This window comes from Hydrogenispora ethanolica (assembly GCF_004340685.1).
Lineage (GTDB): Bacteria > Bacillota > UBA4882 > UBA8346 > UBA8346 > Hydrogenispora > Hydrogenispora ethanolica.
Map to the genome: position 1 here is coordinate 80,735 of NZ_SLUN01000019.1, position 14,064 is coordinate 94,798.

Sequence of the window (14,064 nt, forward strand, 5' to 3'; positions counted from 1 at the left end):
CACGCGCATCCATGATTTGCAAGAAATTTTAGCGTTTTGACTTGACGATATCCCCGGCGGTTATCGAATAGCGTCGGCTGAAGACATTGAGAATCACGCAAGTGGCTGATTTCTCTTTCACTTCTCCCACCGATATTTCAGCCAAGGGCTCGGTGACTTCGTCAATAATTTCCCCGGTTTTGGGATCACGGACCACCTCGATTACATGGTGAATCGTAAAGACCATGCCCGGTTGGATGCCGTCTCCGGATCCCAGATTGATGATAACCTTATGGCCGCTGGCGTATGCGACCAGACCCGTTAAGACCGAATCACCGGCAGGCCCATTGCCGTAGGTTTTGGCGACCAGTTCGTCGGTGAGTTGACTGACGGCGTCCCGCAGGGCCTCACCAAGGATGGTTTTGCGAAACTCGCTGCTGCCAAAGGCGATGGCGTTCCAATTCACCACCAGGCCGAGATTGGTCTGTTTTTTTTCTCCTCTTCCGGTAACGGCCGAAACGATTTCAGCGGTGGTGGTGTCAACCAAGCGGGCATCGATCGCCACCAGGGCATTGGTAGTTTTTATTCCCAAGCCAAACCCTTTGCTGGTGGCAATTCCGCCACCATTGGACTTGAAGGAGAATTCGGTGACTCTACCCATGACTAAGTACTGGACCCCTAAAATCTTGCCCAATCGCGCCGCCGTATTGGAATCCACCATTCCCGAAGCCCCAAAGCGCTGTTCCTGCAAGACTTTATCAATTTGTTCGCGTTCGATTACCCGGAATTTTTGAGTGTTGACTAAAGCAGTCGTTAATTCATCGGAAATTCCCTTGCCGACATCCCAGCTATTTCGCCACCAACGCTCCTGAATGGAGCCGTCGTCGAACGGCAGAACCGCTATTTTGTAAAGCTTTTCAGCGGCCATGGTGGGGAAGATGAATATCCCGAACAGTAGAATGAGCGTCAGGATAAACCAGAGTTTCCGTCTCACCGATTTTGCCTCCTTTTTAAGCATCTTTTTGAACTTTTTATGTTATTCCCTAATTTACGCGAAACGAAGGATCGCTATTTTGAAATCGAGAGGCCGGAGCATGAATCATTCCAGGATTATTTTAAATTATAACATAGGTAATTGGGAACCTACAAGTTTTCCATGGCCTGATGACATACGCGTGGAAAACGGCGACCGGCGGGAAGCTTGTCAATACTTCGCCCGCAGGGTTGCTCTTCCTCTTTGAGCAACTCCTTATTTGGAGCTCATCTTCATCATACGCCATGGAAGGGAGTTTCATTCGGCGCTTTTTCGTTTGGTGAAATTCGGCAGAAGTACTGATTGCGGGAGTGAATTTGCGGGCGTTGGGAATAATAGCGATATATAAAGGAAGGAAGGATGGCAGGGAGCGCTCTTTCGGAAATAGCGAGAACTGCAGTTGCCCAGAACAATCATAAATTGAGGGTGAGATAATGGACAGTGAACAATTAATTCAAATCGGGGAAATTCATACCGATCTGGCGATGGAAGCCCGGGAACTGGCGATGGAACGGAGCGGAGGAAGCGAACCCGCCGGAGTCAACACGCAAACGGAGAAGCAAGGGGACACGCTGATTACCCGGGTGAATATTGAGACCGCAGAAGCCGGTCAGGCGATCGGCAAGCAACCGGGTTTTTACGTCACATTGGAAGCACCCGGATTGCGGACACATGATCGCGATAAATGGGAAGAGATTGCCTTTTTGATGGCAAAAGAGATTGAAGGCTATATTGCCCGGTTCCAATTAGGCGACGATGATCCCTGTTTGGTGGTGGGGTTGGGCAACTGGTCCGCCACTCCGGACGCTCTTGGTCCGAAGGTGGTCGAGCATATTTTGGTAACACGCCACCTGCAAGAGACCGCTCCGCCGGAGAAAAAAGGCGGCCTGCGCCCGGTTTGCGCCCTCGCCCCGGGAGTCCTCGGCACCACCGGGATGGAGACCGGCGAGATTGTCATGGGAGTGGTCCAGCGGACCAAACCAAAATTCGTGGTGGTGATCGATGCCTTGGCTTCCCGCAGTACGCAGCGGATGGGAGCGACGCTCCAGATCGCCGATACCGGAATTCATCCCGGTTCCGGCCTGGGCAACAAACGGATCGGACTCACCCCGCAGACCTTGGGAGTTCCGGTCATTGCCATCGGCGTTCCCACCGTGGTGGAAGCGACCACCATCGTCCAGGATGCTTTGCAAGAGATGACCCGGATGGCTCCCTCGCTCGTCAGTCCCAAGGCGGTCAATCAGCGCGAGTTGATCGGGCGGGTGCTTTCCCCGTATTTGAACAGTCTGATCGTGACCCCGAAAGAAATTGACGTCATGATCGAGGACCTGGCGCGCGTCGTATCCGGCGCTTTGAATATTGCTCTCCACCCGGCGGTAAGTCCCGAAGAGGTCTTCCGTTACCTTACGTAAATTGCCGGCTGCGAAGGAGACAGGGCATTTAATTCTGCTTTGCATGGATTAATCCATTTAGGAAGAATCTCTCGAACCGGATAAAGCGGATCAATTTAGAAGCCATGTGATAAAGTCTTTTGAATCGGAAATCAGCTTGCAAAAAGGTTTAAAAAAGACTTTATCACTTGCTTCATGCAATCGCTGTGACTCTTCCGGCTTTTAGCCGGGTTTATCACAGCTCTTTTAGAAGCGTTGTGATAAACCCTGTCCGAAGGCCAGGGTGAACACAAAAGCTCAGAGAAGCAAGTGATAAAGTCGTTTTGAAATTCTCTTGCCAGTCGAATCGTTTGGAAAGAGACTTTATCACATGGCTTTTAGGGGCAGGATATTTCGAGCTGATGGCGGCAGTGCGATGAAACATTTTATCAGAATGATGGCGATCTTCTTGTGGCTGACGGTGATGCTGGCGGCCGGCTATGGGGTGCTGTTTGTGAACCTGAGCCGGCTGCTCGGAACCGGTCCTTCCGATTTTGGATGGCAATGGACCAAAGACCGCTTGATTGTAACCGCCGGGGACTTGCGTGAAGAGATCCGCCTCGGTCTGCCGCTCCAAATCGTGCAACTGCGGAATGGCTGGCGGATTCAGAGCCCCCAGGGGGCGCTTCGGGTAAGCACCCAGCCGCGTTTGGAAATCAGCTGGGAAAATTCTTTGAAAAGGAGGAGTTCCAAAATGAATGGTGAATACTAAAATTCTCAGAAAGGGGTTCAACAATGACTGAAAACCATACCGCGAAAGCTGCCAGAGCCGCCGGAATGATCTCCATGATGTTCTTCTTCAGCCGCGTTTTGGGATTTATCCGCGAAAATCTTTCAGGACGACTCTTCACCCGGTTTCAAACCGATTCCTTCTTTGCCGCTTTTATTATCCCGGATGCCATGTATTATCTGTTAGTAGGGGGCGCATTATCGGCGGCCTTTATTCCTATTTTCACCGAATACTTGACCCGGGGCGAAGAAGAGGAAGCCTGGAAGGTCGCCAGCACCTTCATGAATATCACCGTCCTATTACTGGTCAGTTTCACGATCCTGGGCGTGACTTTTACCGAATGGATTACGCCGCTGGAAGCGCCCAATTTTCCCCCGGATAAGATGGAATTGCTCGTTCAATTGACGCGCATCATGTTTCCTGCAGTCTGTTTTACCGCGATGGCCGGCATGGTCGGCGGCGCGCTCAACTCCTACCGCCGTTTTTTCGCACCGGCTTTAGGGCCGATTTTTTATAATATCGCCATTATCCTCGGCGCTTTTTTTCTGGGCCCGCGAATCGGCATTCATGGGATGGCCTTTGGTGTGGTGGCGGGCGCGGCCGGTAATTTTCTGATTCAAGCCTCTTTTTTATGGCGGACCGGCGCCAAAAAGCATTATCGTTTCGGCTATATCGATCTGAAAAACCGGGGTTTCCGCCGCATGTTAATTTTGATGGTCCCGGCCCTGATCGGTCTATCGGCGGATCAGGCCAATATTTGGGCCACCACTGCGATGGCGTCTTCCTTGCCGGAAGGGAGCATTACCGCCCTGCGCTTCGCCAACCGGCTGGTTCAACTGCCCATCGGAATTTTTGCGAACGCGATTTCCATGGCGTTTTTTCCGCTGCTCTCCAGCCTGGCGGCTGAGAAAAAAATCGAGCAGTACAAGGATACGCTCTCGCTGGCTTTGCGCTCCATCATTTTCCTGATGGTTCCGGCGGGGATTGGTTTGATCACCCTGCGCATCCCGATTGTCCAATTGCTCTTTGAAGGCCAGAAATTTACCGTGGAACATACACAGCTGACTGCCTATGCGCTGCTTTTTTATAGTTTGACGATTTTTGCCCACGCATCCATCATCATGTTGCCCCGGGCTTTCTACTCCTTGCAGGATACCCGGACTCCGGTGATGGTCAGCATCTTTGCCGTATCCTCCAGTATCCTGATGAACTTTTTGTTCTTGAAATTCACCCATTTGGGCGTGGGCGGCTTTGCATTATCCTTTTCCATCATGGGGCTCATCAACATGCTGTTATTGACGGAGGTTTTGCGGCGGAAGGTCGGCGGCATCCGGGGACGCAGCATTTTGACGTCGTTCCTGAAATCACTGGTTGCATCGCTCGCAATGGGCCTGGTGATCGAGCTCATCAAACTGGGGCTGGGATGGTACTGCGAGCGTCTGGGAATCACCGGGCACCTGGAGTCGGCCCTGCTCATTATGGCCAGCATGGCCCTGGGCGGGCTGGTGTTCCTGGGAACCGCCTGGGCGTTAAAAATGGAAGAACTGACGATGTCCCTCAATATGTTGAAACGGAAGAAAGTTCACTAGCTGAAGCGGAAACTCCGGCGGCGCCGTTTCCATGTGCTTCGGCAACGGGATGAACGAATCTCATTGGAATTCCGGCGCCTTCGGCTATTTAAGAAACTGCCCGGGAACGTCCAAGAGCTTACACCGTTGCTGGGGGAGCGTGCCCAATGACTCAGCGAGCCCGCTCAATGACTGTGTCATGCTGCTCAGTAACTGTGCAAGCTAGCATAGTTATGGAGCGAGCATGCGCAATCACTCCGTCAGGTCGCACAGTAACTGTACGACTATGCCCGGTTAGCGAGAGAGCCTGCACAGCAACTGAGAGAGCCTGCACGGTTGCTGAGCGGACATGCGCAGTAATTCCGTGAGCTTTCGCGGCAACAGAATGACTCGCGGGATCACATCGCCGAAAGCTACGGCGGCTATTGAGCATTCACAGTCGCGCCGCGGTAAGAATCTCCGGGAACATCCATGGCGCCGGGAGAGTGCGGAAAGCCTTTGTTGCTGAGGATGAGCCCAAGTGTTATAATATATAAATTGAAATTGCTTTTGATTGTCCTTTGTCATGCTGGAAGTATGGCTGGGAAAGGCTAAATGATACGCATTTTAATACTGAATCAAAGAAAATATGCCGCAACGAGCAGGGCATGATCAGAAAACCGGCTTGCGGCATCACTTTATTTAGGCTTGGAGGTTGTTGTCAGTTTGATCCAGACCAACATTCGCAATTTTTGCATCATCGCCCATATTGACCACGGTAAATCCACTTTGGCCGATCGGCTCCTGGAGTATACCGGGGCTCTGAGCGCCCGGGAAATGACCGAACAGGTTCTCGACTCCATGGATCTGGAACGGGAACGGGGGATCACCATCAAGGCCCAGGCGGTAAGGCTGGAGTATCAGGCGAAGAATGGCCAGAAGTATGTGCTGAATCTGATCGATACCCCGGGCCATGTCGATTTTACCTATGAAGTATCCCGTTCATTGGCCGCATGCGACGGAGCGTTGCTGGTCGTGGACGCCACACAGGGAGTGGAGGCTCAGACCATCGCCAATCTGTATCTGGCGTTGGATCACAATCTGGATATCATTCCCGTCATCAATAAAGTCGACCTGCCGAGCGCCGAACCGGAACGGGTCCAAAACGAGCTGCACGAGATCATCGGGCTCGATCCGGACGAGTGTATCATGGCCAGCGCTAAAACCGGCTTGGGCACCGAGGAGATTTTAGAAGCCATCGTGCAACGGATCAAGCCGCCTCAGGGCGACGCGCGGCTGCCGCTGCGGGCTTTGATCTTCGATTCGCTGTTTGACTCCTACCGGGGCGCGATAGCCTACGTCCGGCTGGTGGAGGGGAAGATCGCCATCGGCCAGCGGATCCGGATGATGGCCACCGGGAAAGAGTTCGAGGTGACCGAATTAGGAACTTTCCGTCCGGCGATGTGTCCGGCCAAGGAATTAATCGCGGGGGAAGTCGGCTTTGTGATCGCGGCCATGAAAAACGTCAGAGATGTTGAGGTGGGCGACACCATTACCGGGGTTGAGAATGCGGCGCTGTTGCCGTTGCCGGGATACCGGCCGGTGCAGCCGATGGTTTATTGCGGCCTGTATCCGGTGGACAACGCGGAATACAACGACCTCCGGGACGCGCTTGAAAAATTGAAGCTCAATGACGCCTCCCTGATCTTCGAGCCGGAAAACTCGACGGCGTTGGGATTCGGATTCCGCTGCGGCTTCCTGGGGCTTTTGCACATGGAGATCATTCAGGAGCGCCTGGAGCGCGAATACGGCATGAACCTCATCGCCACGGCGCCGAGCGTTGTCTATAAGGTGTTTCTGACCAACGGGACCGTCCTTGAGCTTTCCAACCCGGCCGAACTGCCGGCGGCGAATCATCTCGACCACCTGGAAGAGCCCTATGTGAAAGCCACGATCATTCTCCCCAGCGAGTTCGTGGGGACCATCATGGAGCTTTGTCAGGATAAACGCGGAATATTCAAGAATATGGAGTACCTGACGGAGACCCGGGTGATGCTCACCTATGAGTTGCCCTTGTCTGAAATTCTGTTGGACTTTTTCGATAAATTAAAATCGCGGTCCCGGGGTTATGCTTCCCTGGACTATGAATACTTGGGACACCGTCCGTCTGAACTTGTCAAGCTGGATATTTTATTGAATGAAAAGCCGGTTGACGCGCTTTCGGCCATCGTCCACCGGGATAAGTCGTATCAGCGGGGCCGGCAGTTGGCGGAGAAACTGAAAGAGATCATCCCCCGCCAATTATTCGAGGTTCCGATTCAGGCGACCATCGGCAACAAAGTCATCGCCCGGGAAACCATTAAGGCAATGCGCAAGGACGTTTTGGCCAAGTGTTACGGCGGGGATATCAGCCGGAAGCGGAAACTCCTGGAGAAACAGAAGGAAGGCAAAAAACGAATGAAACAGCTAGGAACGGTGGAGGTTCCGCAGGAAGCCTTCCTGGCGGTATTAAAGATTGAAGATTAGCTAATCGCGGGAGAGCAACGGATGTAAGCGTTCAAAACTCTCTAATTGATCGACCAACTGGTTCATTTCTAAGATTCCCACCGCCTGTGGGAATCTTTCATTTAGTTTTTGCAATAACTGCTTCCACCAATCGAGATGGGTGATGATCCGCAGATGCCGGTCGGAAAGACGGTCATTCTCATGCAAGTGAAAATGGCGGACCCGCTCCAAACCCAATAGAGCATCGATATCCGCTTGAGCCTGCAAGGCATGGCCGATATCGATCGTTACGCCAAATTCAGACCCGGTAAAGATCGCCAACAATTCCCGAATCCGTTCTCCATTCGAGGCGGTGGGATGAAATTCCGGAGCGGAGGGCATGTTTTCGATCAACAGACTGACGCCCAATTGGCGGGCCGTGTCCAACAGGAGAGAGATGCTCTCCGTTTCAAGGCGGCAGATCTCATCGAAAGCGGCAACGGTTTCGGGCCGGACATTGGCGGGATGAAAAGTCAGCAACGAAACTTCCAGTTCCGCGGCGACCTGCATAGCGCTTTGAAATTTATGAATCGCCAGCAAACGTTCCTCCCTGTCCAGGGAGCCCAGGTTCACAAACGGCGCATGCATCGAATAACGGAAATGATATTGCGTCCCATAGGCGCGGAGTGTAATTTTGGAGTTCGCGTTGAGGGGAAAATAGGGTGACAAAAAACGCGGATCCGTAGGAATCTCCACCCACCGAAAGCATGTGGCGATGCCCGCCAGGTACTCCGACAGCGGGAGATTTGCTGTAAGCCGTGAACCGAGGCTGAAAGCCATCATTTCCTCCATGACCACAAATAAAATAGTTTCCTATAATACAATACCGTAAATTTGTCGAAAATTCAAATGTCTCTATCTGTCGCAATTCATAAAATGAGCTAAATTCCGCTATTTACCCTTTTTTCGGATGATGCAGGGATGGAAAGCTTCTTCTCAATATTTCGTTCTCCCCGTGCTATCGAATGGAAAAAATTTCGGAATTAAGCTTCTCAAACTTGTATTGTTGCTCCAAGATTGCGAAAAGTCGTATTTTAGACAATTTTAGGGGAATCAAAAAATGCCGAAAGAACTCTCATTATATCTTCATTTTCCGTTTTGTCAGCGAAAATGTTTTTATTGCGATTTTAATTCCTACGCCGACAAGAATCGTCTTATCCCCGATTACCTTCGGGCATTGGAAAATGAGATAAGGCGGTTTTCGCCTCAACATCCGGTTATCCGCTCGGTCTATTTCGGGGGCGGGACTCCCAGCCTGATTCCGGCGGAAAGCCTGACGAAGCTGTTGGCCTATGTAAGGCAATATTTCGGAGTCGCCGCCGATGCCGAGATCACTATCGAAGTCAATCCGGGCACGGTTGGGATTGAGGATTTGATCATCCTGCGCACCGGCGGATTCAACCGGCTAAGCATTGGACTGCAGGCGGTTCAGAATAAAATTTTGAACACTATCGGCCGCATCCATACTTGGGAGCAATTCCGGGAGGTTTTCGGGTATAGCAGGGAATGCGGATTTGACAATATCGGAGTGGATCTCATCGCCGGGCTTCCCGGGCAGACCACCGGGGATTGGAACGTATCGCTTCAGAAAGTAACCGAATTAGGACCGGAACATCTTTCAGTCTATGCTCTGCAAATCGAGGATGGGACACCGCTGGCGGAGATGATTGAGCGTGGCGCAGTGGAGCTTCCCGCTGAAGAGGAAGTGGCCCGGATGCTCAACCAAGCGATGGTTTTTTTGCGCAGTCAAGGCTTTGAGCACTATGAGATCGCCAACTATGCAAGACCGGGTTACGAGAGCCGGCACAACTTCGGCTATTGGACGGGCCGGGATTATCTGGGGTTCGGCGCGGGAGCGAGTTCTACTTGTTACGGCGAACGCTGGGTGAATCTGAAAGACCCGGAGCTCTATGCGGAGCGGCTTCGGGCGGGTTTATCGGTCATTGCCGAACGGGAAACCCTCGATGAGACGAAACGATTGACGGAGGCCGTGATGCTGGGGTTACGAGTTCGGAGAGGCCTCGATTTGGATTGGTTGCGGGAAAGGTTTCACCTGAATTTACTGGATCAAGCCGGTCTGGAGATTGAACAGTTGGCTGCCGCAGGGCTGGTGGTGATCCGCGAGAACCGATTGGCCTTGACCGATGAGGGAGTTCTGGTGAGTAATCAGGTTTTAGCGAAGATTATGCGGAATTTGTAACCGTTTTGCCTAAGAGGCGCCCCGGTTCATACGATTCGCGAAACCGGGCGGGTTAAGGTTGGGTTACGGCGCAGGAATGAGCGGACTGAATCCAGAAGTATAATGCTACGCCCGTATAGTTTTTCGAACAGCCTGGGCAGTTTCATTGCGGCGTGATAGTGCGTTAGCCCTGGTAATATTTTTAAAGAAGAAGGTTTCGTGATGCATTTTGCACCCGCTTATAGTGCTGATGTTACACCGGGTGGCGGTTTATGGTTTTTATTTTGGAATCATCAAATTGTAATGGACATTGCCAATGCCGGACCCGGCATCCCTTTCTTTGCGGAACCGCCCGCGGCGTCTTTGGGATTGAAGGCCGACACTTGTCAGTTTCTCGGAACCTATGATAAAACGCCCTGTTTTACAGCGGAGTTGGCGGATGAAGCAACCCTTCCGGAAACAATGGCTTTTCAACCCTGGCGGCAATGCTATGGCGGTTTGGATGATGAGCTGTTTTGGGTTATCGGTCGTGCCGCCCATTTGCTGCATTGGAATCGGACGAATCGCTTCTGCGGTTGTTGCGGCTATCCGCTGCAATGGATGGCGAAAGAACGGGGAAAAACTTGCCCGCAGTGTGGCAATCCGGTTTTTCCCCGTATCTCGCCGGCAATTATCGTTGCCGTTTTCAAAGGAGAGCGGATTTTGCTGGCCAGGGCCGCCCGTTTTACTCACAATCTCTATAGCATATTGGCGGGATTCGTCGAACCCGGTGAAACCCTGGAAGAGTGTGTGCGACGCGAAGTATATGAGGAAGTTGGAATTACCATCCGGGATCTGCGATACTTTGGGAGCCAGCCCTGGCCTTTTCCTGATTCCTTGATGATCGCCTTTACCGCGCGGCATGCGGCGGGCGAGATCCGGGTGGATAATCAGGAGATAACCACCGCCGACTGGTTCACCGCCGCAGAACTGCCGCGGATTCCCGAACCTGTCAGTATCGCCCGGCGCATGATCGACTGGTTCATCGCGCAGGGACAGTCCGGATCATGTTGAGATGGGTTTTTCACCTGCCTCCGATGGGTTTGAGCATAAGTGGCTGTGCAATGGTTATATTGTAAGAGAACGGGCGATCCGAGCCAAAATTTGGCGGCTAAACCTCTTGACAAACAAGATGGGCAGTGATATTTTTGAAGTAGATTAGCACTCGTCACCTAAGAGTGCTAACAATAATCAAAAGAGGTGCTTGTATATGGCCTCCGAATTGGACGAACGCAAAAAACACATCTTAAAAGTGATTACCGACGACTACATCGCTTCGGCAGAACCGGTTGGTTCGCGGACGATTGCCCGTCGCTATAATTTAGGACTGTCTCCAGCGACGATTCGGAATGAGATGGCGGACCTTGAAGAGAGTGGCTATCTAGAGCAACCTCATACATCAGCCGGACGGATCCCTTCCGAACTCGGGTACAGGTATTATGTGGATGCTTTAATGGCACACAAAAAATTACTGAACCAGGAGATAGAGCAGATCTATATCGAACTGGAGAAGCATCATCAGGAGATCGATCAGGTTATTCACCAAACTTCAAAAATCCTCGGCCAATTTACCAAATTTCCGTCTCTGGTGTTAAGTCCGCAATTAAATTCGGCCAGTTTTCGGCATATTCAATTGATCCGGCTATCGGAGACGACGATTTTGGTACTGATCGTTACCGATACCGGATTCGTTGAAAATAACGTGATTGAGATGGGTTCAGGAATCTCCGATTCGGAATTGGAACAGATCTCCAATTTTTTCAATTCCAAACTCCGCGGCGTGTGCTTGAAGGAGTTTCGTCCGGCGTTATTAAATGAAATCCGTTCCGAGATGGTCTTTAAGAATGAGTTTTTCGACGAAGCCGTAAAAATTCTGATTCGCGCCGCTTCCAAACAGGCCAAGGAACGGGTTATCGTAGGCGGGACCACCAAAATTCTTGAGCAACCGGAGTTTGCCGATCTGGAGCGTTTTAAATCATTCTCGCAACTGCTCGATGAGGAAGAACGTTTGTATACCTTGTTGACTCCGAGCGGGTACAGGGGCGCCCAGGTCAAGATCGGCCATGAAAATGAGGAAACAGTCATTCAAGATTGCAGCGTGGTCACAGCCGGTTATGAGATCGCCGGGAGGACCGTCGGGGTTATCGGCGTGTTGGGACCCACACGGATGGATTACGCGAAGGTAATGCCGATAGTCGAATATACCGCCACGATACTCAGCGAATTACTGACCCAAATTTACAATAAAACGAGCAAGTAAGCCGGGGAGATACCCGACTTAATAATAACCCCGGATGAGTAAGGAGGATGGATGTCCATTCAGGAAGCAGCAAACCGTTCGGAAGTTGATCAGCCAATGGCGGCGTTGATTCATAATGCCGGCGCCATTCGCGCGGTAACGGAAGCGGTTGCGGGCACTTTAGGTCCAAAAGGACTGGATTGCATGCTCGTCGATGAATGCGGCGATGCTCTGGTTACCAACGATGGCGTCACGATTCTAAAAACGATGGACATTACCCATCCGGCCGCCCGGATATTAATCAATGCTGCCCAGTATCAAGAGGAAGAAGTCGGCGATGGCACCACCACCACCGCCGTGATGATCGGCGCTTTGGTCAACGAAGGGGTAAATCAAGTACTGAGAGGCGTGCCGGTCATTAAAGTAATCGAGGGTATCGACTCCGGAATTTCGCGAGCGCTCAATTGGTTGGGTCAAATGGCTCAACCGGTCGATGATATCAATCATCCCGTGTTAGAAAGGGTTGCGTCGATAGCGGGCCGGGGTCATCGGGAACTGGCCCGTTTGATTGTTCAGGCTGCGCGTTTGGTGGGCGGGGAAAAGCTGCGGGAACCCGGCTTTAAGCTGGCCGATCAGATTCTGGCGTTGGAAGGTTCCGAAAGTTCATTGATTCAGGGCACCATCATTACGCGGGAACCAATCAACCGCCAGATGCCTCGTCAGGTCGCGGATACAAGGATTGTCATTCTCGACGACGCCTTGGAACCCCAGAAAGTGGCAGCCGAGGCGTTGGGCAGCAAGGCCGGTTTTGAGCAACAACTACATAATGAACAGCTTCTCCGGGAAAACCTTCAGAAACTAGCGCAGATTGGCGTTCAAGCTATTTTTACTGATCGGGCTATTTCCGATGGGGCGGAAGATCTGTTGACTGACTTAGGGATCATTGGCGTGGCGCGAGTCGCGATGCATGAATGGCGCCGCTTGGCGGAGTTGACCGGCGCCCGCCCACTGAAGCGGACCAGCCTCGCAAAGCCTGCCTTGGAACTCCTCAAACTGACCGGGCAAGCGGCTGAAATACGGGTGAATGAGCGTTTTAAACAGATTCAGGTTTTGGGAAAACCGGAACAAAAGTATGTCACGGTTCTGGTGGGCGCGTTCACCAAAGAAGTCGTGGGAGAGCGCGAACGAATCGCCAAAGATACCGCGGCAGCGGTGCAAGCCGCCTGGAATGGCGGGATTGTCCCCGGCGGTGGCAGCGCTGAATTGGCGGTTGCCCGGTTGCTGGAGCAAGAACCGCTCCGGGGAATGGCCGGTTACGGATTTCAATGTGTCATTGAATCCCTGAAAAAACCGCTGGCGCAGATCTGCGTCAATGCCGGATTTAACGCGTTGGAAAAGGTCTCCGAAGTCATCGCTGCGCAACTCGAACAGCATTCTAATTCCATCGGGATCGACTGCGAGGACGGGACTGTCATCGACCTGGCCGCCGCCGGGGTTTATGACCCCTTTTTAGTAAAATATCACGCGCTAAAATCAGCGGGAGAAGTGGCTGAAGCGATTTTACGAATCCAAACGATCATAAAAATGAAAGAAGAGCGGGAACCGCTCCTTGAGAAAACCTGGGATAATTGATAGTATTTTTTAAGAAATTAGCCACGGTCAGTCTATTTTGACATTTGGAGGCAATCAATGGTGAAAAAGGAACAAAATATCGCGGAAAACGTTAGCCTAAATGAAACAGCAGGGTCTGAAGCAACGGCTGAAGAAAAAAAGACGGTTGAAAATAATGTTGTATCTCCGGAGGAGCGCCTCGCCCAACTGGAACAGGAACTCCAGAGCACCATCCAAGCAAAAGATGAATACTATAATCGTTTGTTAAGGAATCAAGCGGATTTCGATAATTTTCGGCGCCGCACCCGCACGGAGATGGAACAACTCACGTTGAGTGCGGGCGAAGACTTGGTTAAGAAGATCTTGCCGGCTCTGGACAGTCTGGAACGTGCTGTACTGTGTTTTAACGAACAACAGGATAATTGCAGCTGGCGGGAGGGTGTGGAACTCACTCTCAAACAATTCCGGAATATCTTGATGACGGAAGGGTTGGAAGCAGTGGTCGCGCTGGAACAGGAGTTCGATCCGCAAGTTCATGAAGCCGTGATGCAAGAGGAGAGTTCGACGGTTTCAACGCCCACAGTTGTGCAGGAGCTGCAGCGGGGCTATAAATTTCGCGGCAAGCTGCTACGCCCGGCGCTGGTGAAAGTGGCCGTACCTGCCAAATAAGCAGAAAGCCGAGCAATGAATGTCGTTACCAACAGATTAAACAAATTATTTTAAAAGTATTTGA

11 protein-coding genes are annotated in these 14,064 nt (G+C 51.8%); 9 read left to right on the top strand and 2 right to left on the bottom strand.

The genetic code is table 11. The features are described 5' to 3' along the window. Positions 1 to 28: 28 nt before the first annotated feature. The gene (locus EDC14_RS15450) at positions 29 to 973 is read right to left on the bottom strand and encodes a CsgG/HfaB family protein (protein WP_165908055.1); all 945 of its coding nucleotides are present in this window, start codon (positions 971 to 973) and stop codon (positions 29 to 31) included. 473 nt (positions 974 to 1,446) lie between these two features. On the opposite strand from EDC14_RS15450, the gene gpr reads away from it, so the two are divergent. The 4 genes from gpr (at position 1,447) to lepA (ending at position 7,245) form a co-directional block, all read left to right on the top strand. Further along, entirely contained in the window at positions 1,447 to 2,424 is a 978-nt protein-coding gene (gpr, locus tag EDC14_RS15455) for a GPR endopeptidase (RefSeq protein ID WP_132015220.1), read from the top strand. 394 nt (positions 2,425 to 2,818) lie between these two features. After that, entirely contained in the window at positions 2,819 to 3,154 is a 336-nt protein-coding gene (locus tag EDC14_RS15460; protein ID WP_132015221.1) for a hypothetical protein, read from the top strand. Positions 3,155 to 3,177: 23 nt separating this feature from the next. Next, on the top strand, positions 3,178 to 4,761 hold the full coding sequence (gene murJ, locus EDC14_RS15465; protein ID WP_132015222.1) for a murein biosynthesis integral membrane protein MurJ: 1,584 nt from the start codon (positions 3,178 to 3,180) through the stop codon (positions 4,759 to 4,761). Positions 4,762 to 5,445: 684 nt separating this feature from the next. Then, complete coding sequence (gene lepA / locus EDC14_RS15470) at positions 5,446 to 7,245, top strand: translation elongation factor 4 (RefSeq protein ID WP_132015223.1); 1,800 nt, start codon at positions 5,446 to 5,448, stop codon at positions 7,243 to 7,245. Here the strand turns inward: lepA and EDC14_RS15475 are convergent, their stop codons facing one another. Next, positions 7,246 to 8,043, bottom strand: a complete 798-nt coding sequence (locus EDC14_RS15475) for a sugar phosphate isomerase/epimerase family protein (RefSeq protein ID WP_165908056.1) — start codon at positions 8,041 to 8,043, stop codon at positions 7,246 to 7,248. It lies immediately after the preceding gene. 280 nt (positions 8,044 to 8,323) lie between these two features. On the opposite strand from EDC14_RS15475, the gene hemW reads away from it, so the two are divergent. From hemW to grpE, 5 genes are all read left to right on the top strand, one after another. Further along, positions 8,324 to 9,463 carry a radical SAM family heme chaperone HemW gene (hemW, locus tag EDC14_RS15480; protein ID WP_132015225.1) on the top strand — a complete coding sequence of 380 codons (1,140 nt, stop codon included), beginning with the start codon at positions 8,324 to 8,326 and terminating at the stop codon, positions 9,461 to 9,463. A 201-nt stretch (positions 9,464 to 9,664) separates the two neighbouring features. After that, complete coding sequence (gene nudC, locus EDC14_RS15485; RefSeq protein WP_132015226.1) at positions 9,665 to 10,495, top strand: NAD(+) diphosphatase; 831 nt, start codon at positions 9,665 to 9,667, stop codon at positions 10,493 to 10,495. A 196-nt stretch (positions 10,496 to 10,691) separates the two neighbouring features. Further along, positions 10,692 to 11,741, top strand: coding sequence for a heat-inducible transcriptional repressor HrcA (hrcA, locus tag EDC14_RS15490; protein WP_132015227.1), 1,050 nt, complete (start codon positions 10,692 to 10,694; stop codon positions 11,739 to 11,741). 51 nt (positions 11,742 to 11,792) lie between these two features. Continuing rightward, positions 11,793 to 13,352, top strand: a complete 1,560-nt coding sequence (locus EDC14_RS15495; protein ID WP_132015228.1) for a TCP-1/cpn60 chaperonin family protein — start codon at positions 11,793 to 11,795, stop codon at positions 13,350 to 13,352. 57 nt (positions 13,353 to 13,409) lie between these two features. Beyond that, positions 13,410 to 14,000, top strand: a complete 591-nt coding sequence (gene grpE, locus EDC14_RS15500; protein ID WP_132015229.1) for a nucleotide exchange factor GrpE — start codon at positions 13,410 to 13,412, stop codon at positions 13,998 to 14,000. The last annotated feature ends 64 nt before the right edge of the window (positions 14,001 to 14,064 follow it).

What these genes read in the sequence shown, in the direction of transcription:
- gpr (WP_132015220.1), top strand. Translation starts at nt 1,447, where the DNA reads ATGGACAGTGAACAATTAATTCAAATCGGGGAAATTCATACCGATCTG.
- EDC14_RS15460 (WP_132015221.1), top strand. Translation starts at nt 2,819, where the DNA reads ATGAAACATTTTATCAGAATGATGGCGATCTTCTTGTGGCTGACGGTG.
- murJ (WP_132015222.1), top strand. Translation starts at nt 3,178, where the DNA reads ATGACTGAAAACCATACCGCGAAAGCTGCCAGAGCCGCCGGAATGATC.
- EDC14_RS15475 (WP_165908056.1), bottom strand. Translation starts at nt 8,043, where the DNA reads ATGGCTTTCAGCCTCGGTTCACGGCTTACAGCAAATCTCCCGCTGTCG.
- hemW (WP_132015225.1), top strand. Translation starts at nt 8,324, where the DNA reads ATGCCGAAAGAACTCTCATTATATCTTCATTTTCCGTTTTGTCAGCGA.
- nudC (WP_132015226.1), top strand. Translation starts at nt 9,665, where the DNA reads ATGCATTTTGCACCCGCTTATAGTGCTGATGTTACACCGGGTGGCGGT.
- hrcA (WP_132015227.1), top strand. Translation starts at nt 10,692, where the DNA reads ATGGCCTCCGAATTGGACGAACGCAAAAAACACATCTTAAAAGTGATT.
- EDC14_RS15495 (WP_132015228.1), top strand. Translation starts at nt 11,793, where the DNA reads ATGTCCATTCAGGAAGCAGCAAACCGTTCGGAAGTTGATCAGCCAATG.
- grpE (WP_132015229.1), top strand. Translation starts at nt 13,410, where the DNA reads ATGGTGAAAAAGGAACAAAATATCGCGGAAAACGTTAGCCTAAATGAA.